The organism is Oceanisphaera arctica, from assembly GCF_002936955.1.
GTDB lineage: Bacteria > Pseudomonadota > Gammaproteobacteria > Enterobacterales > Aeromonadaceae > Oceanimonas > Oceanimonas arctica.
The window spans coordinates 77,177-100,817 of the sequence record NZ_MPZM01000007.1 but is presented as its reverse complement, the minus strand read 5'-3'; the positions used below and the strand labels follow the sequence as shown (position 1 = coordinate 100,817).

The following is a 23,641-nucleotide window of genomic DNA, read 5'->3' as shown; positions in this document are numbered from 1 at the left end:
CCGCCCCATGGGGGCTCTCTGTTTCATCCCTGAAACAGAAGGTCGGCGGAGCAGATCCCTTTGTCCTCCTTGATGCTCCAGCGTTGCCTGTTGGCGCCGTCTGCAGGCCACTCGGTGTTTAAGAAGAGGCAACAGAGAACGGCTCCCACGACCGTGAAATGCCATGGATGGCATTTCCGAGCCCCCATGGGGCAGCTTGCTGCCTGCATCAAGTTGGGTGATGGACCAAACATCCAGCGAATGTTTGCAGCCATTGCCAAACGCAGATGGCCTTAGCCCATGGCGTGTCGAGGGAGGCTGCTGTGTTGCCTCTGGTGCTCCGACCGAATACCTGATCAGATAGTTAGTGTGATTGGTATTATCCGATTTATGGACTCAACCATCCCCACCTGATTTCGGTCTGCTTTGCGCTTGCGCCCTCAGGTAGTAAGATGCGGCCAACGAATCCTGATTACCGAAGGTCAATATGACATCGAGTCAATATACTGCCGACGCCATCGAAGTCCTCAATGGTCTGGAGCCGGTGCGGCGTCGCCCCGGCATGTATACGGACACCAGCCGACCCAACCACCTGGGTCAGGAAGTCATCGATAACAGCGTGGATGAGGCCCTGGCCGGCCACGCCAGCAAGGTCGAGGTGATACTGCATGCCGATCAGTCGCTGGAAGTAATCGACGACGGCCGTGGCATGCCTGTGGACATTCACCCGGAAGAAGGTATCTCCGGGGTCGAGCTGATCTTCTGCAAGCTGCACGCCGGCGGCAAGTTCTCCAACAAGAACTACCAGTTCTCCGGTGGTCTGCACGGCGTGGGTATCTCTGTGGTCAACGGCCTGAGTACCCGGGTGGACGTCACAGTGCGTCGTGGTGGTCAGGTGTTCGAGATGGCCTTCGAGAACGGCAACAAGGTGAGCGAACTCACCGTTACCGGCACCTGTGGCCAGCGCAACAGCGGCACCCGTGTGCGGTTCTGGCCCGATGCCAGCTACTTCGACTCGCCCAGATTCTCGGTCAGCCGGCTCAAGCACCTACTCAAGGCCAAGGCGGTACTCTGCCCGGGCCTGAGCATTCGCTTTCAGGACAAGGTCAACGACGAAACCCTGGAATGGTGTTATCAGGACGGCCTGAAAGACTATCTGGTGGAGTCGGTCAAGGAATTCACCTGCCTGCCCGAGCAGCCGTTCACCGGTAACTTTACCGCCGAACATTCGGCCGTGGAGTGGGCCCTGACCTGGTTGCCCGACGGCGGCGAAGGGCTGGGCGAAAGTTACGTCAACCTGATCCCCACCGCTCAGGGCGGTACCCATGTCAACGGCCTGCGTCAGGGCCTGCTCGACGCCATGCGCGACTTTTGCGAATTCCGCAACCTGCTGCCGCGCGGCGTCAAGCTGACACCGGACGACATCTGGGAGCGCTGTGCCTACATACTGTCGGTCAAGATGCAGGATCCCCAGTTTGCAGGTCAGACCAAGGAGCGACTGTCGTCGCGCCAGAGCTCGGCCTTCGTGTCCGGCATCGTGAAGGACGCCTTCAGCCTGTGGTTGAACCAGCATACCGAGCTGGCGGAGCAGATTGCCGAATTGTGTATCAGCAGTGCCCAGCGCCGCTTGCGCCAGGCCAAGAAGGTGGTGCGCAAGAAGGTGACCCAGGGGCCGGCGCTGCCCGGCAAGCTCACCGACTGTGCCTGTTCCGATCCCATGCGGGGCGAGCTGTTCCTGGTAGAGGGTGACTCTGCCGGCGGCAGCGCCAAGCAGGCGCGGGATCGGGAGTTTCAGGCGATCATGCCGCTGCGCGGCAAGATACTGAACACCTGGGAGGTGGAGTCTGGTCAGGTGCTGGCCTCGCAGGAAGTGCACGATATCTCGGTGGCCATTGGTCTGGATCCGGACTCGACCGACTTGTCCGATCTGCGCTACGGCAAGATTTGCATTCTTGCCGATGCGGACTCCGATGGTCTTCATATCGCCACCCTGCTGTGCGCCCTGTTCGTGCGCCATTTCCGTCATCTGGTGGAGCAGGGGCATGTCTATGTGGCCATGCCGCCCCTGTATCGCATCGATGTGGGCAAAGAAGTGTTCTATGCCCTCGATGAAGGGGAGCGCGACGGCGTGCTGGAACGGATCAAGGCCGAGAAGAAAAAAGGCAAGGTACAGGTAACCCGCTTCAAGGGCCTGGGTGAGATGAATCCCAAGCAGCTGCGCGAAACCACCCTGGATCCCAATACTCGCCGGCTGGTGCAGCTGACGGTGGACGACATGGAAGCCACCGAGAAACTGATGGACATGCTGCTGGCCAAGAAGCGTTCGAGCGATCGTCGAGAATGGCTGGAAACCAAGGGCAACCTGGTCGACCCCCTGGCCTGAGGAAAGAGACAGAATGAACAACAACGATTTTACCATGGAAGGCGTAGAGCGCCTTCCACTGCACACCTTTACCGAGCAGGCCTATCTCAACTATTCCATGTACGTGATCATGGACCGAGCTCTGCCCCATATCGGCGATGGCCTCAAGCCGGTGCAGCGCCGCATTATCTACGCCATGAGCGAGCTGGGCTTGTCGGCCCTGTCCAAGCACAAGAAATCTGCCCGTACTGTGGGCGACGTGCTGGGTAAGTACCATCCCCACGGCGACTCGGCCTGCTACGAGGCCATGGTGCTGATGGCCCAGCCGTTCTCTTACCGTTATCCGCTGGTGGATGGTCAGGGCAACTGGGGCGCTCCGGACGATCCCAAGTCGTTTGCCGCCATGCGTTATACCGAGGCGCGGCTGTCCCGTTTCTCCGAGCTGCTGTTGTCCGAGCTGGCCCAGGGCACGGTAGAGTGGATCCCCAACTTCGACGGCACCATGAAAGAGCCGCGCATGCTGCCAGCCCGGCTACCGCACATACTGCTGAACGGTATCACCGGCATCGCCGTGGGCATGGCCACCGATATTCCGCCCCACAACGCCCGCGAAGTGGCCGCTGCCTGTGTGCATCTGCTGGAAAACCCCAAAGCGACGGTAGAAGAGCTGATGACCTTCGTGGATGGCCCCGACTACCCGACCCGGGCCGAGATCATCACGCCCAGAGCCGATATTCGTAAAATTTACGAAACCGGCCGGGGCAGCATCAAGATGCGTGCCGTCTATCAGATGGAGCAGGGCGATATCGTGATCACGGCGCTGCCGCATCAGGCCAGTGGCGGCAAGATCCTGGAGCAGATCGCCGGCCAGATGCAGGCCAAGAAGCTGCCCATGGTGGCGGATCTGCGCGACGAGGCGGATCACGAAAACCCGACCCGGCTGGTGATCATCCCCCGATCCAACCGGGTTGACGTGGATCAGCTGATGCAGCACCTGTTTGCCAGCACCGATCTGGAGAAGAGCTACCGGGTCAATCTGAACATGCTGGGGCTGGACAGCCGGCCCCAGGTAAAGACGCTGGATATGATCCTCGGTGAATGGCTGCAGTTCCGCCGGCAGACGGTGCGCAACCGGCTGCAATATCGGCTGGACAAGGTTGAGGCCCGGCTGCATATCCTGGCCGGTCTGTTGGTCGCCTTCCTCAGTATCGACGAGGTGATCGAGATCATCCGCAGTGAGGATGAACCCAAGCCGGTACTGATGGCCCGCTTCGAGCTGACCGAGATCCAGGCCGAAGCCATCCTGGAATTGAAATTGCGTCATCTGGCCAAGCTGGAAGAAGTGAAAATCCGTGGGGAGCAGGACGAGCTGGCCGCCGAGCGCGACAAGCTGGCCCTGTTGCTGGGCTCCGAGCGCAGGCTTAATACCCTGATCAAGAAAGAGATACTGGCCGACGCCGAAAAGTACGGTGACGACCGACGTTCGCCGCTGGTAGAACGGGAAGAAGCCCGCGCCCTGAGCGAGAAAGAGCTGATCCCGAGCGAGCCGGTGACGGTGGTGCTGTCGGACAAAGGCTGGATCCGCTCGGCCAAGGGCCATGATGTGGATGGCACCACGCTGAACTACAAGGCGGGCGACCACTTTCTGGCTGCGGCGTCCGGGCGCAGCAACCAGATGGCGGTGTTTCTGTCCAGCCATGGTCGCGCCTACGGTCAGGATGCCCATGGCCTGCCTTCGGCCCGGGGCCAGGGCGAGCCGCTGACCGGCCGCTGCAGCCTGAGCCCGGGCGAGCAGGCCAGCTTCGTGCTGATGGGTGACGATGAGCGACTGTTCCTGATGGCGTCCGACGCCGGTTACGGTTTCGTCTGTCGCTTCGGTGACATGGTCAGCCGTAACAAGAACGGCAAGGCGCTGCTGACGGTGCCGGCAGGCGGTGTTGTGCTGAAGCCCATGGCCATCGATCAGCTGGATAGCAGCCAGTGCCTGGCGGTGACCAATGAGGGCCGCATGCTGCTGTTCCCGCTAAAGGATCTGCCGTTGCTCGGGAAGGGAAAGGGCAACAAGATCATCGGTATTCCCGGTGCCAAGGTGCAGGCGCGGGAAGACTTCATCAAGCAGCTGGTGGTGGTGCCGGAAGGGGCCAACGTGACCCTGCATGCGGGCAAGCGCAAGCTGACCCTCAAGCCCGCCGATCTGGCTCATTACCAGGGCGAACGCGGCCGCCGTGGCGCCCTGCTGCCCCGCGGGCTGCAACGGGTAGACAGCCTGGAAATAGAATAAAAAACGTGAGGGGTGAGGCGAAAGGAGTGAGGTGAAATTGGTTACCCCTCCCCCCTCACCCCTCACATTTATTCTGCAATTTATCGACAATAGGGCTGTTGGCGGCGGGAAAGTCGTAGTCGTGCAGTTTGGCGATCGGTACCCAGCGGCTGGGCTGGCCTTCGAGGCCGTGGGGTTCGCCGCTAAAACCGGTGACCTTGCGGATGTCGAGTATCACCTGCTTGTCGCCGTAGTCGTGCTCGATGCGCATGAAGGGCCGGCAGTCGGTTACCCGAATACCGATTTCTTCCTGTAACTCCCGCGCCAGGGCCTGGGCCACGGTTTCGCCGGCTTCGACCTTGCCACCGGGAAACTCCCACTTGTTGGCCTGATGCTGGCTGGCACCACGACGGCAGATAAAAATCTCGCCATCGGTACTTTCAATCACGCCCACGGCCACCAACACCGACTTCTTGAACGTTTCAGTACTCATTTTCATCATCCTGACTCGGCAGCCAGGCCGGGTCACCGGGAATGCGCTTTTCTTCGTCGGCCCACTCGCCCAGATCGATCAGCTGACAGCGTTTGCTGCAGAAGGGACGGAAGGGGCTTTGCTCGCCCCATTCGACGGCGGTTTTACAGTTGGGGCAGGGTACTATCAAGGGTTTGTTCATTTGATGTTAGCCAGTTCAAAGTCGATATTGCCGATCTCGGTGTTGCCGACCGGCATAAAGCGAATGGTATAGCGATATTTGTTGCCGCTGACCACCGGGTAGGCGGCCAGATCTGCCGGCAGACGCAGGCGGATCATCTCGGTCTGTTCGGCATTGTCCTGAAAAAAGCCATTGCTGGCCTGCTGGTTCCTGAACTGGCCGACTTCCCGCCACAGGGTAAGCAGCAGCTCCAGTCCCTGTTGCAGTAGCTGCAGTTGTGCCAGCCAGCCGTCAATATCCTGCTGCTGGTCGATGCTGGGTTGATGCAACCAGTAATGCAGTTGGGGTACATCGAAGGCACAGAGGCCACCGGGAATGGCGAAACGGCTGCGTACGGTCGACAGCAGCTTGTCTTCTCGCAGCAACTGGCCCAGACGGGCGGCCCGGGGTAACTGCTGGTTCAAATCGGCCAGTTGCTGTTCCAGATGGGCCAGGGCGGCGGCATCGATGCCGGGCGCCTGTGCCCAGGCGGCCAGCTTGGTTTTCTGGATATCCAGATCCTTGGCCAGATCGGTACGGATATCGCAGCGTTCCAGCAGCTCCATGATATCCAGCAGCGCCTTGAACAGCGCTATGGTCTGGCCGCTGGCGGTCAGGCTGCGGCACTGGTGAATTTGCTGCAGCAGCTCGTTGAGGCGCAAATAGTTGCGACACTTTTCATTGAGGGGATATTCGTAAACCAGTGATGACATAAGGCTCCGGCCCGCAGAGTGAAGGCTGTAATAACGGCAAGTTTACCCGCATCAGTCGGTAATAAACAAATCGAGCAGTCGGTTAAGAAAGCGTCGACCCAGGGGCGTTACCTGCCAGTGTGTCCCATCGTCTTCCAGCAGACCCAGGCGCAGCGCCTCCGCCAGAGGGGCTTGTAGCTGTGAGGCAGACAGCCCGGTGAGGCTTGCCAGCTCATGCTGAGGGATGGGTTCGAACAGACGTAGCCGGTTCATGAAGTATTCCAGCGACAGTTCCTGCGCCGCAATAGGCCAGTATTGATCCAGATAGGGGCGGCCCGGCTCCAGATAGCCCTTGGGGTGCTTGACCTTGACGGTGCGCACCAGCTTGCCTTCGAGCGGCAGTGTTATCTTGCCGTGAGCGCCACAGCCGATGCCCAGATAGTCGCCGAAGCGCCAGTAGTTGAGGTTGTGTTGCGCCTCATGTCCCGGTTTGGCGTAGGCGGACACCTCGTACTGGTGGTAGCCGTGGGCCAGCAGCAGCTCGTGGCCCTGCTCATAGATATCGGCCAGCACCTCGTCTTCCGGCAGCGCCGGCGGGCGTGAGGCGAAGGGGGTATTGGGCTCTATGGTGAGCTGATACCAGGACAGATGTGGCGGCGCCAGGGCGATGGCCTGCTCCAGATCCGACAGGGCATCACTCAGGCTCTGCTCGGGCAGGCCGTGCATCAGATCCAGATTGAAGGTATTCAGGCCGACGGAGGCGGCCTCACGGGCGGCAAAGCGGGCCTGCTCCGGATCGTGGATACGGCCCAGGCGGCGCAGTTGCTCGGACTGAAAGCTCTGAATACCGATGGAAATACGGTTGACGCCAGCCGCCTTGAAACCGGCGAAACGGCCGGCCTCCACCGTGCCTGGATTGGCTTCCAGGGTGATTTCGATCTGGTCGCGAAAGGGGATGAGCTGCTGTACGCCGCTCAGCAGCTGGCCGATGGCCTCTGGCGTCAGCAGGCTGGGGGTGCCGCCGCCGATAAAAATGCTGTGAAGCGCACGACCCTGAGCCAGGTGCAGGTCTTGGCGCAAGTCATCCAGTAGTGCCGTGATATAGGCCTGCTCGGGAATTGTTTCTTTCATGGCGTGGGAGTTGAAGTCGCAGTAGGGGCACTTCTGCACACACCAGGGAATATGAATATAGAGGCTGAGCGGCGGTAATTGCAGCATCAGACTTTCTCTTGCAGCAGGGTCAGCAGCTGGCGCAAGGCCTGACCGCGGTGACTGAGGCGGTTTTTCTCGGCGGCGCTGAGTTCGGCGGCGGTTTTACCGGCGTCGGTCACGAAGAAGACGGGGTCGTAGCCAAAGCCCTGTTCACCCTGAGGCTGTTCGGTGATGGTGCCCTGCCAGTGACCGCTGCATATCAGCGGCGTAGGGTCCTTGGCGTGGCGCATATAGACCAGCACACACCAGAAGGTGGCTCTGCGTTGTTCGGCGGGCACACCCTTCAGTTCGGACAGCAGCAGATCCAGGTTCTGCCGGTCGCTGGCTCCCACTCCGGCAAAGCGGGCAGAATAAACGCCGGGGCGTCCGTCGAGGGCATCCACCGCCAGCCCAGAGTCGTCGGCGATGGCCGGCAGTCCGGTCACGGCCGCCGCATGGCGGGCCTTGATGATGGCGTTTTCCACGAAGGTGGTGCCGGTTTCATCGGCGTCGCTCACGGCCAGTTCGGTCTGGGGAATCACTGTCATGCCCAGCTCACCGAGCAGGCTTTGCAGTTCGGCAACTTTTTTGGCATTGCCGGAGGCCAGTACTATCTGCTTGCTCACCTTAAGCTCCTGTCAGGCGTCTGACCGCGCATGATAACACCGCTGCAGAAAGATGTGAGGCGTGAGGCGAAAGGAGGGAGGAGTAAAACGGGTTACCCCTCACTCCTCACCCCCGACGCCTCACCAGCGAAGCCTTAGTCGGTATAGAAGGTATGGCGGAAGGAAAATTCGCCACCTTGGGTGGGGCTTTGAATGTCGATGGTGAACAGCACGTTGTCTTCGTTACGATAAGGATACTCGGCGATGTAGTAGATGGCGTCGCCTTCCCGTACCGTCTGGAACTCCAGCTTGCGCACGGTGCCGATCAGGGTCTTGCCCTGGCCGCTGAGATTCACCTGCTGGGATTTACCGTCTTTATTGTGTATCGCGATATTCAGGATGCCGTTGTAGCGGCTGCGTTCTATCTGGTAGCTGCGCGCCACATCGGGCGTGAGAAAGGTGGAAGGCAGGGCGCTGTAATGCACGGTCCAGTTGCCTACCCGGGTTTCTGTGGCCTGGCTGTGGAACGAAAACAGCAATACCAGAGCCGAGAGAATAAATTTGAACATAACCGTTCCTTGTTTTTGAAAGCGTTATGGTTAGTTTAGGCCGAGAAACTTATCCCGGCTGGCCTTGGGTTGCAGGTACAGACTGAGATAGAGCCGGTCCTGCTCCAGCCGGACCGGTTGACTTACAGTTGCCACCACAGCTGGCCAAACAGATCTCCCATCAGCCAGTTGAGGGCCTGCAGGCCGATAAAGGCCAGCAGCATGGACAGGTCCAGGCCGCCCATGGGGGGAATAATACGGCGGAGCGGCGCCAGCAACGGTTCGGTCAGCTGAAACATCACGTATTCAACCTGGCTACGACCCTGGCTGACCCAGCTCAGCAGGGCCCTGACGATCAGGATCCAGAACAACATGACACCGGCTTTTTTCAGCACGGTAATCAGCCCCACCAGCAGCACTGTGCTCCAGTCTGCGTAGAGTACGTTCATGACCTTGAACAGCATCAGCTTCACCGTGGCCACCAGCACCGCCAGCACGATGGCGGCAAAGTCGATACCGAAAAAGCCGGGGATGAAACGGCGCAGTGGCTTCAGCACCGGATTGGTGGCCTTGACCACGAACTGGCTGAAGGGATTGTAAAAGTCCGCCCTGGCCAGCTGCAGCCAGATACGCAGCAGCACCACCATCAGGTAAAGATCGAAAACGGTATTAATCAGGTAGTAAGCAGTGTTCATTGTTGTTCCTTAGAGCTGCGTTTCCAGTTCCCGTGCCCGCGCCACGGCGGCGGCCATGGCATCGGCCACCAGTTGTTCAAGACCTTGCTCCTGAAAGCAGCGAATGGCCTCGGCGGTGGTGCCGCCTTTTGAAGTGACCTGGGCACGAAGCGCACTCAGGCTGGTGTCGGGGTTGGCGGCCACCATATTGGCGGCGCCCAGTGCGGTTTGCTGCACCAGCAAGCGGGCCTCTTGTTCACTGAAGCCCTGCCGGGTCGCTTCCGTCGCCATGGCTTCCATGAACAAAAAGAAATAGGCGGGCGCGCTGCCGGCGGCGGCGATGATCTGGTTGATGCCGTCTTCCTGCACTACCCACAGGGTTTTGCCCACCGCTTGCATCATCTGTTCGCAGTAATCCCTGTCCTGCGGCTCCACATGCTCTTTGGCATAGAGGCCGGTCATGCCCAGCCCCAGCAATGAGGGCGTGTTGGGCATGGTGCGTACGATGCGGCCCTGGCCGGCCATCTGCTCCAGGCGGGTCACACTGATGCCGGCGGCGATGGAGATCAGCAACTTGCCATCGAGTCCGCCGGTTGACTGCTGCAGCGCCGCCAGCATGCTGGCCATCATCTGCGGCTTGACCGACAGTACCAGAGCCTCGGCCCAGTTGGCGGCCTCGGCGTTATCCTGGGTGGTGTGAATACCGAAATCGGCCGCCAGCGCATCCAGCTTGGGACGAGACGGGTTGGCGGCCATGATGGCGTCGGCCGGGTAGCCGGACTGGATAAGGCCGGAGATCAGGCTGCGTGACATGTTGCCCGCGCCGATAAAGGCGAGTTTTCTGTGTTCCATCAATGATCACTCAAGGGTTGCGAGAGCCAAATATAGCCGTGCCCACCCTTACCAGGGTGCTGCCACAGGCCACTGCGAGTTCGAGATCCTTACTCATCCCCATCGATAGTGTGTCCATCTGAGGATATTTTTCCGCCATTCTATCAAAGAGTTGCTTCAACTCTAGTAATTGCGTCTTTAGTCGGTCGGAATTGTCGGTTGCCTCCGGTATTGCCATCAGGCCGCGCAGGCATAATCCGGGTAACTGGCTGACTTGTTGGGCCAGTGCTTCCACCTGGTCTGGTGGCAGACCAGACTTGTTGTCTTCTCCGCTGACATTGACCTGCAGGCAGATATTGAGTGGTCGCATGTTGCCGGGCCGCTGTGCGCTGAGTCGCTGTGCTATTCTGAGCCGGTCCACGCTTTGCACCCAGTCGAAGGCCTCGGCCACCTGGCGGCTTTTATTGGACTGCAGCGGACCTATCAGGTGCCAGCGGATATCGGGACATTCGGCCTTGAGGGCGGCGATTTTATCGACGGCTTCCTGCACGTAGTTTTCACCGAACTGGCGCTGTCCGGCGGCATAGGCGGACAGCACATCGGCTGCGGGCTTGGTCTTGCTCACTGCCAGCAGCTGAACACCATCGTGATTTCGATTACAAATGGTGGCGGCGGCGGTGATTCTGTCGTGAACTTGTTGCAGGTGCTGTACGATAGTATTCATATGAGTAATAAACCGAGAGCGACAGGGAGAGGATATGGATATTACGGAATTATTGGCGTTTAGTGTAAAGCATAAAGCATCGGATCTGCACCTGTCCGCCGGGGTTTCACCTCAGATACGGGTGGATGGCGAAGTGCGCAAGATCAACCTGCCTGAGATGGACCATAAAGAAGTGCAACGGCTGGTCTATGACATCATGAACGATCGTCAACGCAAGGAGCTGGAAGAGAATCTCGAAGTCGATTTTTCCTTCGAGTTGCCGGGTCTGGCTCGTTTCCGGGTCAACGCCTATCATCAGGCCCGTGGCGCGGCGGCGGTCTTCCGGGTGATCCCCAGTGAGGTCTGGAGTCTGGAGCAACTGGGCGGGCCGGATATTTTCCGTCGTATCGCCGAATATCCCCGTGGTCTGGTACTGGTGACCGGGCCGACCGGCTCCGGTAAATCCACCACACTGGCGGCGATGGTCGACCATATCAACGAGAACCACAACAAGCATATCCTCACTATCGAAGATCCCATCGAATTCGTGCACATCAACAAGAAATGCCTGGTCAACCAGCGCGAAGTGCACCGAGACACCCATTCGTTCAGCAACGCCCTGCGTTCGGCCCTGCGGGAAGACCCGGATATCATACTGGTGGGGGAGCTTCGGGATCTGGAAACCATTCGGCTGGCGCTGACTGCCGCCGAGACCGGTCACCTGGTGTTCGGTACCCTGCATACTTCGTCTGCAGCCAAGACCATAGACCGTATCGTCGATGTCTTTCCGGGCGCAGAGAAAGACATGGTACGCTCCATGCTTTCCGAGTCGCTGCGGGCGGTGATCTCCCAGACCCTGCTGAAAAAGGAGAACGGCGGTCGTGTTGCCGCCCACGAGATCATGCTGGGCACCACGGCGATCCGCAACCTGATCCGGGAAGACAAGGTGGCGCAGATGTATTCGGTGATCCAGACCGGCATGGCCCACGGCATGCAAACCATGGATCAGTGTCTGAAGCTGCTGGTCAGCAGCGGCATGGTTGCCCCGATGGAAGCCCGCACCAAGGCGGTTGATCCGCAAAGCATTTGACAGCCGGAGGTTATATGGGGCTAACGCCGTTACTGCAGGCCATGCTGGACAAGCAGGCCTCGGATATGTACATCTCCGTCGGCGTACCGCCGACGGTCAAAAGCCATGGGCGACTGGTGCAGGTGACCGACACGGCGCTGACGCCGGAAGAGGCGCTGGCACTGGTGGAGTCCTGCATGAACGATGACTGGTGTGAACGCTTTCATCGCCAGAAGGAGGCCAACTTCGCCATCAGCGATGAACAGCTGGGACGATTTCGGGTCAGCGCCTTCTGGCAGCAGGACCATGCGGGCATGGTGATCCGGCGCATCGAAAGCCGGATCCCGACCTTCGATGAACTGTATCTGCCCGAGGTCCTGCAGGAAATCGCCATGGAAAAGCGCGGCCTGGTGCTGTTCGTGGGCGGCACCGGTTCGGGCAAGTCTACCTCTCTGGCGGCGATGATTGGCCACCGTAACCGTCATTCGGACGGCCATATCCTCACCATCGAGGATCCGGTGGAGTTTATTCATAAGCACGAAAGATCCATCATCACCCAGCGGGAGGTGGGCACCGATACCGAATCTTTCGATGCGGCGCTGAAAAGCTCCCTGCGTCAGGCGCCGAACGTGATTCTGATCGGTGAAATTCGCTCGGAAGAAACCATGGGCTATGCGCTGGCCTTCGCCGAAACCGGTCACCTGTGCATGGCGACCCTGCATGCCAACAACGCCAACCAGGCGCTGGATCGGATCATGCACCTGGTACCCGAAAGCAAACATCGCCAGTTGCAGTTCGACCTGTCGTTCAACCTCAAGGCGATAGTGGGGCAGCAACTGATCCCGACCCAGAATGGTACACAGCGCCGCGGTGCCTTCGAGATCCTGCTCAATACGCCCTTGATATCGGATCTGATCCGCAAGGGAGACATGCACCGGCTGAAAGAGGTGATGAGCAAGTCTCGTGAGCTGGGCATGCAGACCTTCGATCAGGCGCTGTTTGATCTTTATAGCCAGAACCATATAGGCTATAGCGAAGCGGTGGCCTACGCCGACTCGCCTAACGATCTGCGACTGATGATCAAGCTTCAGGGCGGCGGCGGTATGGATGCCGGCCTGCTCGACCACGTGACCATAGAGTCCGATTAACCCATATTCTGCACAGCCCCATCACGGCCTATGCCGTGATGGGGCTGTTTGTGACAGCTATTCAGAGGCCCTTCATGCTAATAGTGGTTTCCCCCGCCAAGACCCTCGATTTTGACACACCACCGGTGATTGCCGATTTTACCCGGCCCGAGCTACTGGAACACTCGGCCGAGCTTATCGATCGCGCACGCCAGCTGACGCCGGCCGAGATTGGCAAGCTGATGGGGATCAGCGACAAGCTGTCCGGGCTCAATGCCGCCCGTTTTGCCGATTGGCAGCCGGACTTCACCCCGGCCAATGCCAAGCAGGCGTTGCTGGCATTCAAGGGTGATGTTTATACGGGGCTGGACGCCGAGAGCCTGACCCCGGATGATTTCGCCTTCGCCCAGTCGCACCTGCGCATGCTGTCGGGCCTGTATGGTTTGCTGCGGCCGCTGGATCTGATGCAGGCTTATCGATTGGAGATGGGGACCAAACTGGACAACGATCGGGGCAAGGACCTTTACCAGTTCTGGGGCGATATCATCACCGACAAGCTCAACCAGGCGCTGGCGGAGCAGGGCGACAATGTGCTGATCAACCTGGCGTCCAACGAATACTTCAAGTCGGTGAAGCCGAGAAAGCTGGACGGACAAATCATCACGCCGGTGTTCAAGGACTGCAAGAAGGGCCAGTACAAGATCATCAGCTTCTACGCCAAGAAGGCGAGGGGCATGATGGCGCGCTACATCATCGAAAATCGCCTGACCGAGGTGAGCCAGCTGACCGCCTTCGATACCGCCGGTTATTACTTTGTGGAAGCGGAGTCGACAGCCACCGAGCTGGTGTTCAAGCGGGAAGAGCAATAAAAGAGCCTTCGGCAAATAATAAATAGCAAAAACCTTGAACCTTTCGGTTCGGGTGCCCTCTGAATAGGTGTGCTTACTGAATTTGAATTCTCTCTCTTCTTCATTTTTTAACCGGTCCTGATGGGCCGGTTTTTTTATGGGTCGCACTTTATACCTACCCCATTAAACAATTGATCTGTTTTATAGCTCTGTAAGCATCGGGAAGGGCCCGCTCCGGCGCGGCCTGTTGGCACCGTCTGCGGGCCACTCGGTGTTCAAGAAGAGGAAACAGAGGGCGGCTCCCACGACCGTGAAATGCCATGGCCAAAAAGTGCTCCTGCCGTTCCGGCATTCCCACCATCCCTGGCGGTCAGACAGCATTTCCGAGCCCCCAGGGGGCGAGCTTGTCTCGCCGTGACGAATCGTTTCAGCTAAACCGAGCATCCAGTGAATGCTCGCAGTTAGCTGAAACGGTGAGTGTCATTTACCCATGGCGTGTCGAGGGGGGTGGCTGTGTTGCCTCTGGTCAGAGGCCTCAATATGATCAGGTACTTAATGTAATTGGTATTTAATGTGGCTGGCTCAGGCGGGAAGAGCAATAAAAACAAAAAAAGCCGGAACCTTTCGGTCCGGCCGCTCTCTGAATAGGTATGCTTACTGAATTTGAATTCTCTCTCTTCTTCATTTTTGACCGGTCCTGATGGGCCGGTTTTTTTATACGCGGTTTTTCTGACAGCCTTTTATTGATCCCACAGGGTTCTGGCGTTGTCTATGGTGCGGCGGCCGCGCAGCTTGCGGCGTTCGTGCCTGTCCGGTTCCCAGCGGATCAGATCTCGTCGATCCAGGATCTGCCGTCGGTGTTGTTGTCGCCGTTCCGTGCCTGAATAATGCCTCAACATGACCATGCCTCCGTTTTTTTTCTAAGCATAGTCGAGCATTATTCGGCCGCAGCTCCAAGTGCCGCCAGTCGGGGGCCGACGCCCTTATTCGGCGTCTTTGTTGCCCTCAACCTTCTTGCCGGCGGCCTTTTTGGCGCCCGCCGGTTTCTTGGTGGCGTCAGGCTTGGCGCCAGCCCATTTAGGCTTGCCCTTGGCCTTGGTATCACGCAGGCGCACCTTCTCTTTCTTCTTGGGCAGAAGGGCCTTCTTGCCTTTGCTGTCACCGTCTTTCTTCTTGCGTGACGCCACCTTGGCTTCTTTATGCTTGGGACGCAGTTCGTCGATGATGCGGCGCTTGAGCACTTCTTCGGTATATTTCTCTACCCGAACGAGCAGGGGCATGTCGTGGGCTTCCACCAGGCTGATGGCGGTGCCCTTCTGGCCAGCCCGACCGGTACGACCGATGCGATGCACGTATACATCGGCGGTGCGCGGCATATCATAGTTAATCACGTGGCTCACCTCGGGTAAGTCGATACCGCGAGATGCCACATCGGTGGCGACCAGAATATTGACTCTGCCGATACGAAAACGACCGAGTGCCTCGATACGTTTTTCCTGCTCCATTTCACCGCGCAGCCAGGCATTATGCAGCCCTTCCTGCTGCAGGCGGCTGGCCAGTTCCATCAGGCGATCCCGGGTTTTGACGAAGATGATACTGCGGGTGACGTCGGGCTGGCGCAGCAGATGAGTCAGCAGGGCAAACTTGTGCTCCGGGTTGTCTGCCAGGTGCACCCACTGGTTGATTTTCTTGCGTTCGCTGCGGGGCGGCTCGGCGCTGATCTCTACCGGATCATTCAGCAGATCGGCGGCAAACTTCATCAGACCACGGCCTTCCAGGGTGGCGGAGAACAGCATGGTCTGTCGGCGCCAGCGGGCTTCGGCAGCGATGCGGTCCACATCCTTGATAAAGCCCATGTCCAGCATGCGGTCAGCTTCATCCAGCACCAGCATTTCGATATCACGGCTGTCGAAAGACTCTTCATCCATGTATTGCAGCAGGCGGCCCGGGGTGGCGACCACTATGTCAGTGGTCTTGGTCAGGGCGGGCAGGTGTTGGCTTTCATGCACACCGCCGGTGATCACTTCCACGCGCACGGCGGTGTTTTTCAATATCTTTTTGGCATCGTCTGCGATCTGTATGGCCAGCTCGCGCGTTGGCGTCAGGATCAGAATACGGGCAGGACCCGGCTGACGACGAGGAAAGTCCAGCAGGTGCTGACAAATCGGCAGCAAAAACGCCGCCGTCTTGCCGGTGCCGGTGGGTGCGGAAGCCATTATGTCCCGTCCGCTCATGGCTTCGGGGATGACCTGGCTCTGAATGGTGGTCGGTTTGGCATAGCCCATGCCAGCCAGGGCGCGGACCAGGATGGGGTCCAGTTCCAGTTGCTCGAAGGTCATACTGCTCATGATCGGTCTCGTCAGCCTAAAAGGCGGGTATTATAGGGGAACTCGGACAAAAAAACCTGACAGGATCAGCATGAGCAGCCGCGGTTTTACTTTCAAGCAGTTTCACATCAATCACGACCATTGTGCCATGAAGGTGGGCACCGACGGTATTTTGCTCGGCGCCTGGGCGCCGATAGGTTCTGCCCGCCGCATTCTGGACGTCGGCACCGGCTCGGGTCTGGTGGCGCTGATGCTGGCCCAGCGCAGTGATCCCGACGTAAAAATAGTCGGGCTGGAACTGGACGAAGCCGCCGCCGCTCAGGCGGAGGAAAATGCGCTGGCGTCACCCTGGCCGGATAAGGTCAGCATAGAAAGAGGCGCCCTGCAGCAGTACTCGGCCCCGGCGTTCGATCTGATAGTTTCCAACCCGCCTTACTTCCAGCATGGTCAGGACTTCGACTGCGCCGCCCGGGCCGGGGCTCGCCATACGGTTAGCCTGAGTCTGGCGGAGTTGTTCGGTCATGGACGGCGTTTGCTCGCCGACGATGGCGGCCTGGCTGTGGTGTTACCGGTGCAGGCACTGGCGGAGGTGACGAAGCTGGCTGACTCAAATGGCTTTGTTTTGTATGAAAAAAGAGACGTTATCACTAGAGAAGGGAAAGATCCGGTTCGTTTTTTAATGTTCTTTTCCAGAGTTAAACACTGCAAACTAATGGATGAGATTGTCATTAATACCAAAAATAATGTTCATGGCGATACATATGTCAGACTGGTGGCGCCATTCTACTTGAAGATGTAAATTTTGCCTTGAATCTGTTTTTCACATCATTATGCTACTGGCATGCTTGGCGGCTGTCAGATCCTGGTATTTTACCGCAGATTTCTGGTGGCAGGCCATATTGTTAATGTTGTTAGTTTCCAAACGAAACTTTCATTATGCGGGCAGCCGCAATGAGGTTTGCAGTGAACAAATCGTTATCCACTTTTGATGTGATGGGTCTGGGGTTTATGACCTTCGCCTTCTTTCTGGGCGCCGGGAATATCATATTCCCCCCCCTGGCCGGTTTTCTTGCCGGTGAGAACCTGAACAGCGCCATGTTCGGCTTCTTGATTACCGCCGTCGGTCTGCCGCTGGTGACCCTGATTGCCGCCGCCCTCGCCGGTGGTGGCCTGCCGACCATGGGCCGTTATCTGCCCGCGGCCGTGGTCACCGTGATGGCCACTGCCATCTTCATCATCATAGGTCCGGCCTTCGCGGCGCCCCGTACCGGCCTGGTGGCATACGAAATGGGTTTGAAGCCGTTTCTGAATGATCCCGGCCAGACCACCCTGACCCTCTATACCATCGGTTTTTTCGGTCTGGTGCTGCTGCTGTCGCTCAATCAGGGTCGACTGCTGGATGCGGTCGGCAAGGTGCTGACTCCGATCTTGTTGTTGCTGCTGGTGGCACTGGCGGTAGCGGTGTTTGTTAACCCCCAGGGCACTCAGCCACAAGTGGCCGAGGCCTATCTGACTCAGCCCTTCGTGAAAGGCTTTATCGAAGGCTATAACACCATGGATACCTTCGCCGCCCTGATGTTCGGCATGCTGATCCTGGACGTATTGCGCCAGAAGGGCGTGACCGATACCCGTGCCCAATCCCGTTATCTGATGATAGCGGCGCTGATTGCCGCCGCCGGTCTGGGCTTCGTCTATGTGTCGTTGTTCATTCTGGGTGGCACCAGCTTCGGTGTGGTGGAGTCGGCCAGCAACGGTGGCGAAATCATCAGCGCCTATGTGTTGTCGCTGTTCGGTGCTCCGGGCCTGTGGATTCTGGCGGCCATCGTTTCGTTGGCCTGTATCACCACGGCCGTTGGCCTGGTGTCGTCCTGTGCCGACTACTTCCATCGCCTGACCGGCAAGGGTAGCTATCGCCGTTGGGTTGCCATCAATGCCGTAGCCTGCATGCTGGTGGCCAACGTGGGTCTGAACACCCTGATATCGGTGTCTATTCCGGTACTGGTGGCCTGTTATCCGGTGGCAGTTGCGCTGGTAATGGCAACTTATCTGACCCCGCTGATGCGCTCCCCCGTATTCGCCTTCCGCTTGATCATGACTGTGGCCTTTGCCTTCGGCCTGATCGACGGCATGCAGGCGGCGGGCCTGAACATGAGCGCCTTTACCTTCCTGCCTATGTTCGATATTGGCATGGCCTGGGTACTGCCGACCATCGCCGCGGCCGTGATTGGACTGGCGGCCGGCAAGGCCAAGCAGGCAGCCATCGCGTAAACCGGACTTTACTCCGGTATCATCCCGAGGGGGCGGCGCAGGCCGCCTTTTTTAATGCCCGTCTTTTATTGTTTTTTGACATAGACCCAAGGTATTGTTTTTTGACATAGGCCCAAGGGGCAGGCTCATAAAATCGGTCACTAAATTTTTGAAACGGGACCAGTAGGTTAGACTTAGGTTCATCGGGGCTGCGCCAGGCGGCCACGGCATCGGCTCTGAGGGGCTGACTTATTGCGCCATCATCAGGGATGTAACATGAAAGCAAACACCTTCGCCTCGTCGAGCAAGTTTATGGATCTCTTGCTTGATGCCATTTGCGTGGTGGATAAAGAAGGGTGCTTTGTCTACGTGAGTGCTGCTTGCGAGCGTATATTTGGTTATACCCCGGAAGAAATGGTCGGCAGGCGCATGATCGAGTTGGTCTTTCCCGAAGACAGGGAGTGTACCCTGCAGACCGCCGCCCAGGTCATCTCCGGCGAACCTCTACCCCACTTTGAAAACCGCTATGTACGTAAAGATGGCCAGGTAGTCAACATCATGTGGTCGGCCCGCTGGTCGGAAGCTGATCAGGTACGAATTGCGGTTGCCCGGGACATCACCCGCAGCAAACAGGCGGAGCAGATGCAAGCGGCACTGTACGCCATTTCCGAAGCCGTTCACGAGGTGGATGATCTGGGCACCCTGTTCCAGCGGATTCACAGGATCATAGGGGCCTTGCTGCCGACGACTCATTTTTACATTGCGCTTTATGATGAAGCGAGCGGCGAAGTGAGCTTTCCCTATCATGTTGACAAGTCTGATCCCTTACTTACCCCACAACAGATCGACTCGGACACACTTTGCAACCGGGTCATTCGTGGTGGCCAGACCTTGCTGCTGACCCCGGAAGATGAACCGGGGAGTGCCGAAGCCTCGGTAGCTTGCTCCCTATGTGGCCACTATTTGAAAAGCTCGCTCGGTGTTCCGCTTCGGTCCCGCAATGGCACTATCGGCGCCTTGATTGTGCAGAGCTGTGCCGAGCATGCCCGTTATACGGAAAAGGATCGGGAGCTGCTGCAGTTTGTATCCAGGCAAGTTGCCGATGCCATTGAACGCAAACAAATGATGGCCCGCCTGCAGCATATTGCCCTCCATGATCAGCTGACCGGCTTGCCCAATCGGGCGCTATTCCATGACCGCATGCAGCTGGCATTGGCCAAGGCACGACGTCATCAGGGTCAGCTGGCCCTGTTCTATCTGGATCTGGACAAGTTCAAGGCGATCAACGACACCTTCGGCCATATGGCCGGCGACCTTCTGCTGGAAAAAGTGGCCCGGCGGCTTGAGTTGTGTGTACGCGAGTGCGATACGCTGGCGCGGCTGGGGGGGGATGAGTTTGTGGTATTGCTGGAGTCCATTGCGCAGCCAGAGCAAGCCGCGCTGGTGGCAGAAAAAATCCGCCATGCATTTGCCCGACCCTTCGACCTGGCGGGGCGCCAGGTGCATATTTTGCCGAGTATCGGTATTGCGCTTTTTCCTCTTCATGGGAGTGATGAAGGGCAGCTATTGCGCCATGCGGATGACGCCATGTACTCGGCAAAAAAAGTTAAGGGCCCCGAGGCGAAAGGCGATCTGAACATATTTATGCCCCGGGGAACCTCCGGCCGATAAACCACAGGTGTTACAAGCTGGCCATTTCTTCCAGTATCTGCGCTACCCAGGTCTGGATGCGGCTGTCGGTATCGTCGTACTGGTTGGCTTCATCGAGCGATAGACCCACGAAGTAGTCGCCGTCTTCGGTGAGCGCCTTGGATGCCTCGAACTCATAGCCCTTGTTGGGCCAGTAGCCCACTATGGTGGCGCCTTGGGCGGCGACCTTGTCGTGCAGCATGCCCAGAGCATCCTGAAACCATTCGCCATAACCGAGCTGATCGCCCATGCCGAACAAGGCCACGACATGACCTTCCAGGTTCAGGTCGTCTATTTCGTCCCAGTGAGATTCCCAGTCTTCCTGTAGTTCACCAAAGTCCCAGGTGGAAATGCCTAAAATCAGTATGGGGTAGTCTTCGACGCGCTTGAGCGACACATCCTTGATATTATGCAGGTCGACCAGATCGGCGCCGAGCTGGGTGCCGATCTTTTCGGCCGCCATCTCGGTATAGCAGGTGGTTGAGCCGTAAAATAAACCGATATTCATGGGGTTCCGTTATCTCTTCAGACAATGGCACCATCATAACAGAAGCCCGCGCACAGGGCAGAGCCCGGAGTACTGATGAGCTATCCCCTGGTGGAACAATTTGTGGATGCCCTCTGGCTGGAAAAAGGCCTGGCGGACAACACCCTGACCTCTTACCGCAGCGATTTGTCGCACTTCGCCGCCTGGCTGGACGGCGAGGGTAGCAGCCTGCTGGCGGTGGACGGCCTGACCCTGCAGCAGTATCTGGCCCATCGGCTGGATCTGGGCTTCAAGGCCAGCAGTACGGCCCGGATGCTGAGCGTGCTGCGCCGCTTTTTTCAGTATCTGCATCGGGAACAGCTGCGGGACGACGATCCCAGCATCCTGATTGCCGGCCCTAAACTGCCCAAGCGATTGCCCAAGGACTTGAGCGAACAACAGGTGTTCAGCCTGTTGCAGGCGCCCCTGGTCGAAGATCCGCTGGAACTGCGCGACAAGGCCATGCTGGAGCTGCTGTACGCCACCGGATTGCGGGTGACCGAGCTGGTCAGCCTGACGATGGAAAGCGTCAGCCTGCGCCAGGGACTGGTGCGGGTCACCGGTAAGGGCAACAAGGAACGGCTGGTGCCCATGGGAGAAGAGGCGCTGCACTGGCTGACCCGCTATCTGAAAGAGGGGCGGGCGACCTTGCTGGGCGAGCAGTCGTCCGATGTGGTGTTTCCCTCACGCCGCAGCCGGCAGATGACCCGCCAGACCTTCTGGCATCGCATCAAGCTGTATGCCCAGCGCGCCGGTATCGGCATCGAGCTGTCGCCCCATACCCTGCGGCACGCCTTCGCCACCCACCTGCTCAACCACGGCGCCGACCTGCGGGTGGTGCAGCTGCTGCTGGGTCACTCGGACCTGTCCACCACCCAGATCTACACCCACGTCGCCACCCACAGACTCAACGCCCTGCACGAAGAGCACCACCCCCGGGGGTAGTTCGGCTGTGCTGCCGGAGAGAAAGAGGCAACAGGGCCGACTCCCTCGACACGCCATAAACCCATCCCTGGGGGCTCGGAAATGCCATCCATGGCATTTCACGGTCGTGGGAGGCGTTCCCTGTTACCTCTTCTTCGGCATCGGAGTTGACCGTTGGCGCCCACAGGCGACTCGGCTGCTTGTGGGAGGACAAAGGGATCTGCTCTGCCGACCTTCTGTTTCAGGGATGAAACGGAGAGCGTACATGGATGTATTCATAGCGGGTCGGCGGAGCGGGCCCTTTGTCCGACGCTGAGCGCCAAACCCGCCGACGATTGCAAATTACCCCCGGCGCGGTTAGTGTTGGCGGCCTGTTTAAAAAACAAGTCATCCCATGTCTGCCACTGAATCCGCTACCGAATCCACCCGTTCCCGACTCCCCATTCGTCGACGTGAAAACGTACCTCATCAACTGCCCGGCGACCTGTCGCCCATTCTGCAGCGGCTCTATGCCAGCCGGGGTCTGGTGCGACCGGAGCAGCTTAATCTGCAGGCCGGCGCCCTGCTCAAGCCCGGCTTCAAGGGCATGGCCGAGGCGGTGGTGTTGCTGGAGCAGGCCCTGGCCGAGCAGCGCAACATATTGATAGTGGGTGACTTCGACTGCGACGGCGCCACCAGCTCGGCGCTGATGGTGCATGGCCTGCGTGCCATGGGCGCGCAGAAGGTCAATTATCTGGTGCCTAACCGTTTCGATTACGGTTATGGCCTCAGCCCCCAGGTGGTGAACGAGGCGGTCGGACTGGGTGCCGAGCTGCTGATCACCGTCGATAACGGCATTTCGAGCATCGCCGGAGTGGCGGCGGCCAGGGCGGCGGGAATGCAGGTGATCGTCACCGATCATCACCTGCCGGGCGAAGAGATCCCGGAGGCGGATGCCATCGTCAACCCCAACCAGCATGGCTGTGACTTTCCCTCCAAGAATCTGGCCGGGGTCGGGGTGGCCTTTTACCTGTTACTGGCGCTGCGGGCCGCCCTGACCGAGCATGGCTGGTTCGGCAAGTTGGGTATTACTGCGCCCAACATGGGCGAATATCTGGATCTGGTGGCGCTGGGTACGGTGGCGGATGTGGTGGCGCTGGATGAAAACAACCGGGTGTTGGTGCATCAGGGGTTGCAGCGAATGCGGGCAGGTCGGCTGCGGCCCGGCATTCAGGCGTTAATCGATATCTCGGGGCGCAACCAGCAGCGGCTGGTGGCCACGGATCTCGGCTTTGCTCTCGGGCCCCGGCTCAATGCGGTGGGCCGGCTCGACGACATGTCGATGGGGGTGGCCTGTCTGCTCAGCAACAATCTGGATGAGGCGCGCAAGCTGGCGGCCATGATGGACGAGCTCAATCGCGAACGTAAAGCCATCGAGGCCAGCATGCAGCACGAGGCGCTGGCCAGCCTGACCAAGGTGCGCATCAGCGATGGCGAGCTGCCATCGGGTCTGGTGCTGCATCAGGATGACTGGCATCAGGGCGTGGTGGGGCTGGTGGCCTCGCGCATCAAGGAACGCTATTTTCGCCCGGTGATTGCTTTTGCCGAGGCGGGCGACGACGAGCTGAAGGGCTCGGGCCGCTCTATTCCCGGCGTGCATCTGCGGGATTTGCTGGAAACCATCAACAGCCGGCATCCGGGGCTGATCACCAAGTTTGGTGGTCATGCCATGGCGGCGGGGCTGTCGCTGACCAAGGCGGCGCTGGCGCCATTCAAGGCGGCGTTCGAGCAGGTGGTAGAAGAGTGGGTCAGCCCCGAACTGCTGGCCGGTGAGATTCTGAGTGACGGCGAACTGGCGGTAAGCGATCTCACCCTGGATCTGGCCGAGCAACTGCGCTTTGCCGGCCCCTGGGGCCAGGCCTTTCCCGATCCCCTGTTCGACGGTGAATTTCGCATCGTGCAGCAGCGGCTGGTGGGCGAAAAGCACCTCAAGCTGGTGCTGAGCCCGGACGAGGGCCGCACCGTTATCGATGCCATCGCCTTCAATGTGGATTTGAGTGTCTGGCCCAATGCCGCCATCAAACAGGTGCAACTGGCCTACAAGCTGGATGTGAACGAATGGCGGGGCAAGCGGCAGCTGCAACTGATGGTGGAGCAGCTGGCGCCGCTGTAGCCTCTGGGCTCTTTGTTCGAAGGAATCCCAGTGGATAATGTGTTTGATTGGGAAAAATATGGCGTCATCAACCGCTAAAATAAACAGTTTAATCGAATGACTTCGCCGAAATTTGCTCACTCTTTGCTGCGTTTGTGCGCGGCTTTCGGTAGAATCACACCCCTGATTTTGGCGTTTTGCCAAACACACTCACTC

The 23,641-nt window shown here is 58.8% G+C and carries 22 protein-coding genes; 10 read left to right on the top strand and 12 right to left on the bottom strand.

The genetic code is table 11. The features are described 5' to 3' along the window. Positions 1 to 466 precede the first annotated feature (466 nt). Both parE and parC read left to right on the top strand, forming a co-directional pair. Entirely contained in the window at positions 467 to 2,362 is a 1,896-nt protein-coding gene (parE, locus tag UN63_RS05250; protein ID WP_104485735.1) for a DNA topoisomerase IV subunit B, read from the top strand. Positions 2,363 to 2,375: 13 nt separating this feature from the next. After that, positions 2,376 to 4,622, top strand: a complete 2,247-nt coding sequence (gene parC, locus UN63_RS05245) for a DNA topoisomerase IV subunit A (RefSeq protein WP_104485734.1) — start codon at positions 2,376 to 2,378, stop codon at positions 4,620 to 4,622. A gap of 55 nt (positions 4,623 to 4,677) precedes the next feature. On the opposite strand, the gene mutT is transcribed toward parC, so the two are convergent. The 9 genes from mutT to UN63_RS05195 form a co-directional block, all read right to left on the bottom strand. Further along, positions 4,678 to 5,094 (bottom strand): 8-oxo-dGTP diphosphatase MutT, encoded by a 417-nt coding sequence (gene mutT / locus UN63_RS05240; protein ID WP_104485733.1) that lies wholly within the window; start codon positions 5,092 to 5,094, stop codon positions 4,678 to 4,680. Beyond that, positions 5,084 to 5,275, bottom strand: a complete 192-nt coding sequence (yacG, locus tag UN63_RS05235; RefSeq protein WP_104485732.1) for a DNA gyrase inhibitor YacG — start codon at positions 5,273 to 5,275, stop codon at positions 5,084 to 5,086. The genes mutT and yacG overlap by 11 nt, the downstream gene beginning before the upstream one ends. Next, entirely contained in the window at positions 5,272 to 6,006 is a 735-nt protein-coding gene (zapD, locus tag UN63_RS05230; protein WP_104485731.1) for a cell division protein ZapD, read from the bottom strand. The genes yacG and zapD overlap by 4 nt, the downstream gene beginning before the upstream one ends. Positions 6,007 to 6,057: 51 nt before the next feature. Further along, positions 6,058 to 7,203, bottom strand: coding sequence for a radical SAM family heme chaperone HemW (hemW, locus tag UN63_RS05225; protein ID WP_104485730.1), 1,146 nt, complete (start codon positions 7,201 to 7,203; stop codon positions 6,058 to 6,060). Then, a complete protein-coding gene (locus UN63_RS05220; RefSeq protein ID WP_104485729.1) occupies positions 7,203 to 7,802 on the bottom strand; it encodes an XTP/dITP diphosphatase in 600 nt (199 codons plus the stop codon). Before UN63_RS05220 ends, hemW begins: the two co-directional genes overlap by 1 nt. 134 nt (positions 7,803 to 7,936) lie before the next feature. Beyond that, positions 7,937 to 8,350, bottom strand: a complete 414-nt coding sequence (locus UN63_RS05215) for a DUF4426 domain-containing protein (RefSeq protein ID WP_104485728.1) — start codon at positions 8,348 to 8,350, stop codon at positions 7,937 to 7,939. Positions 8,351 to 8,472: 122 nt separating this feature from the next. Continuing rightward, on the bottom strand, positions 8,473 to 9,024 hold the full coding sequence (locus tag UN63_RS05205; RefSeq protein WP_104485727.1) for a YggT family protein: 552 nt from the start codon (positions 9,022 to 9,024) through the stop codon (positions 8,473 to 8,475). Between the two features lie 9 nt (positions 9,025 to 9,033). Then, a complete protein-coding gene (gene proC, locus UN63_RS05200; protein ID WP_104485726.1) occupies positions 9,034 to 9,855 on the bottom strand; it encodes a pyrroline-5-carboxylate reductase in 822 nt (273 codons plus the stop codon). A gap of 10 nt (positions 9,856 to 9,865) precedes the next feature. After that, on the bottom strand, positions 9,866 to 10,558 hold the full coding sequence (locus UN63_RS05195; protein WP_104485725.1) for a YggS family pyridoxal phosphate-dependent enzyme: 693 nt from the start codon (positions 10,556 to 10,558) through the stop codon (positions 9,866 to 9,868). A 34-nt stretch (positions 10,559 to 10,592) separates the two neighbouring features. On the opposite strand from UN63_RS05195, the gene UN63_RS05190 reads away from it, so the two are divergent. The 3 genes from UN63_RS05190 to yaaA all read left to right on the top strand — a co-directional run bounded on the left by UN63_RS05190 (position 10,593) and on the right by yaaA (position 13,602). After that, positions 10,593 to 11,627, top strand: a complete 1,035-nt coding sequence (locus UN63_RS05190) for a type IV pilus twitching motility protein PilT (RefSeq protein ID WP_104485724.1) — start codon at positions 10,593 to 10,595, stop codon at positions 11,625 to 11,627. A 14-nt stretch (positions 11,628 to 11,641) separates the two neighbouring features. Beyond that, positions 11,642 to 12,754, top strand: a complete 1,113-nt coding sequence (locus tag UN63_RS05185; protein WP_104485723.1) for a PilT/PilU family type 4a pilus ATPase — start codon at positions 11,642 to 11,644, stop codon at positions 12,752 to 12,754. 74 nt (positions 12,755 to 12,828) lie between these two features. Then, the gene (gene yaaA / locus UN63_RS05180) at positions 12,829 to 13,602 is read left to right on the top strand and encodes a peroxide stress protein YaaA (RefSeq protein ID WP_104485722.1); all 774 of its coding nucleotides are present in this window, start codon (positions 12,829 to 12,831) and stop codon (positions 13,600 to 13,602) included. 719 nt (positions 13,603 to 14,321) lie between these two features. Here the strand turns inward: yaaA and UN63_RS17045 are convergent. Beyond that, on the bottom strand, positions 14,322 to 14,480 hold the full coding sequence (locus tag UN63_RS17045) for a hypothetical protein (RefSeq protein ID WP_181068182.1): 159 nt from the start codon (positions 14,478 to 14,480) through the stop codon (positions 14,322 to 14,324). 84 nt (positions 14,481 to 14,564) lie between these two features. Beyond that, positions 14,565 to 15,929, bottom strand: coding sequence for an ATP-dependent RNA helicase SrmB (srmB, locus tag UN63_RS05175; RefSeq protein WP_104485721.1), 1,365 nt, complete (start codon positions 15,927 to 15,929; stop codon positions 14,565 to 14,567). A 70-nt stretch (positions 15,930 to 15,999) separates the two neighbouring features. On the opposite strand from srmB, the gene UN63_RS05170 reads away from it, so the two are divergent. The 3 genes from UN63_RS05170 to UN63_RS05160 all read left to right on the top strand — a co-directional run bounded on the left by UN63_RS05170 (position 16,000) and on the right by UN63_RS05160 (position 19,826). After that, complete coding sequence (locus UN63_RS05170) at positions 16,000 to 16,707, top strand: tRNA1(Val) (adenine(37)-N6)-methyltransferase (protein WP_104485720.1); 708 nt, start codon at positions 16,000 to 16,002, stop codon at positions 16,705 to 16,707. Between the two features lie 152 nt (positions 16,708 to 16,859). Beyond that, positions 16,860 to 18,176, top strand: coding sequence for a branched-chain amino acid transport system II carrier protein (brnQ, locus tag UN63_RS05165; RefSeq protein WP_181068181.1), 1,317 nt, complete (start codon positions 16,860 to 16,862; stop codon positions 18,174 to 18,176). 255 nt (positions 18,177 to 18,431) lie between these two features. Then, complete coding sequence (locus tag UN63_RS05160) at positions 18,432 to 19,826, top strand: sensor domain-containing protein (protein ID WP_104485718.1); 1,395 nt, start codon at positions 18,432 to 18,434, stop codon at positions 19,824 to 19,826. Between the two features lie 10 nt (positions 19,827 to 19,836). Here the strand turns inward: UN63_RS05160 and fldB are convergent, their stop codons facing one another. Then, positions 19,837 to 20,352, bottom strand: a complete 516-nt coding sequence (fldB, locus tag UN63_RS05155; RefSeq protein ID WP_104485717.1) for a flavodoxin FldB — start codon at positions 20,350 to 20,352, stop codon at positions 19,837 to 19,839. Between the two features lie 75 nt (positions 20,353 to 20,427). On the opposite strand from fldB, the gene xerD reads away from it, so the two are divergent. Continuing rightward, positions 20,428 to 21,315 (top strand): site-specific tyrosine recombinase XerD, encoded by an 888-nt coding sequence (xerD, locus tag UN63_RS05150; protein WP_104485716.1) that lies wholly within the window; start codon positions 20,428 to 20,430, stop codon positions 21,313 to 21,315. Between the two features lie 373 nt (positions 21,316 to 21,688). Next, complete coding sequence (gene recJ / locus UN63_RS05145) at positions 21,689 to 23,446, top strand: single-stranded-DNA-specific exonuclease RecJ (RefSeq protein ID WP_104485715.1); 1,758 nt, start codon at positions 21,689 to 21,691, stop codon at positions 23,444 to 23,446. Positions 23,447 to 23,641: the final 195 nt, after the last annotated feature.

Excerpts from the sequence above, each read along its gene's own strand:
- yaaA (WP_104485722.1), top strand. The coding sequence starts at position 12,829 with ATGCTAATAGTGGTTTCCCCCGCCAAGACCCTCGATTTTGACACACCA.
- UN63_RS05215 (WP_104485728.1), bottom strand. The coding sequence starts at position 8,350 with ATGTTCAAATTTATTCTCTCGGCTCTGGTATTGCTGTTTTCGTTCCAC.
- fldB (WP_104485717.1), bottom strand. The coding sequence starts at position 20,352 with ATGAATATCGGTTTATTTTACGGCTCAACCACCTGCTATACCGAGATG.
- srmB (WP_104485721.1), bottom strand. The coding sequence starts at position 15,929 with ATGAGCAGTATGACCTTCGAGCAACTGGAACTGGACCCCATCCTGGTC.
- UN63_RS05205 (WP_104485727.1), bottom strand. The coding sequence starts at position 9,024 with ATGAACACTGCTTACTACCTGATTAATACCGTTTTCGATCTTTACCTG.
- UN63_RS05190 (WP_104485724.1), top strand. The coding sequence starts at position 10,593 with ATGGATATTACGGAATTATTGGCGTTTAGTGTAAAGCATAAAGCATCG.
- yacG (WP_104485732.1), bottom strand. The coding sequence starts at position 5,275 with ATGAACAAACCCTTGATAGTACCCTGCCCCAACTGTAAAACCGCCGTC.
- mutT (WP_104485733.1), bottom strand. The coding sequence starts at position 5,094 with ATGAGTACTGAAACGTTCAAGAAGTCGGTGTTGGTGGCCGTGGGCGTG.
- parE (WP_104485735.1), top strand. The coding sequence starts at position 467 with ATGACATCGAGTCAATATACTGCCGACGCCATCGAAGTCCTCAATGGT.
- UN63_RS05170 (WP_104485720.1), top strand. The coding sequence starts at position 16,000 with ATGAGCAGCCGCGGTTTTACTTTCAAGCAGTTTCACATCAATCACGAC.
- hemW (WP_104485730.1), bottom strand. The coding sequence starts at position 7,203 with ATGCTGCAATTACCGCCGCTCAGCCTCTATATTCATATTCCCTGGTGT.
- brnQ (WP_181068181.1), top strand. The coding sequence starts at position 16,860 with ATGAGGTTTGCAGTGAACAAATCGTTATCCACTTTTGATGTGATGGGT.
- UN63_RS05185 (WP_104485723.1), top strand. The coding sequence starts at position 11,642 with ATGGGGCTAACGCCGTTACTGCAGGCCATGCTGGACAAGCAGGCCTCG.
- zapD (WP_104485731.1), bottom strand. The coding sequence starts at position 6,006 with ATGTCATCACTGGTTTACGAATATCCCCTCAATGAAAAGTGTCGCAAC.
- proC (WP_104485726.1), bottom strand. The coding sequence starts at position 9,855 with ATGGAACACAGAAAACTCGCCTTTATCGGCGCGGGCAACATGTCACGC.
- UN63_RS17045 (WP_181068182.1), bottom strand. The coding sequence starts at position 14,480 with ATGTTGAGGCATTATTCAGGCACGGAACGGCGACAACAACACCGACGG.
- parC (WP_104485734.1), top strand. The coding sequence starts at position 2,376 with ATGAACAACAACGATTTTACCATGGAAGGCGTAGAGCGCCTTCCACTG.
- xerD (WP_104485716.1), top strand. The coding sequence starts at position 20,428 with ATGAGCTATCCCCTGGTGGAACAATTTGTGGATGCCCTCTGGCTGGAA.
- UN63_RS05195 (WP_104485725.1), bottom strand. The coding sequence starts at position 10,558 with ATGAATACTATCGTACAGCACCTGCAACAAGTTCACGACAGAATCACC.
- recJ (WP_104485715.1), top strand. The coding sequence starts at position 21,689 with ATGTCTGCCACTGAATCCGCTACCGAATCCACCCGTTCCCGACTCCCC.
- UN63_RS05160 (WP_104485718.1), top strand. The coding sequence starts at position 18,432 with ATGAAAGCAAACACCTTCGCCTCGTCGAGCAAGTTTATGGATCTCTTG.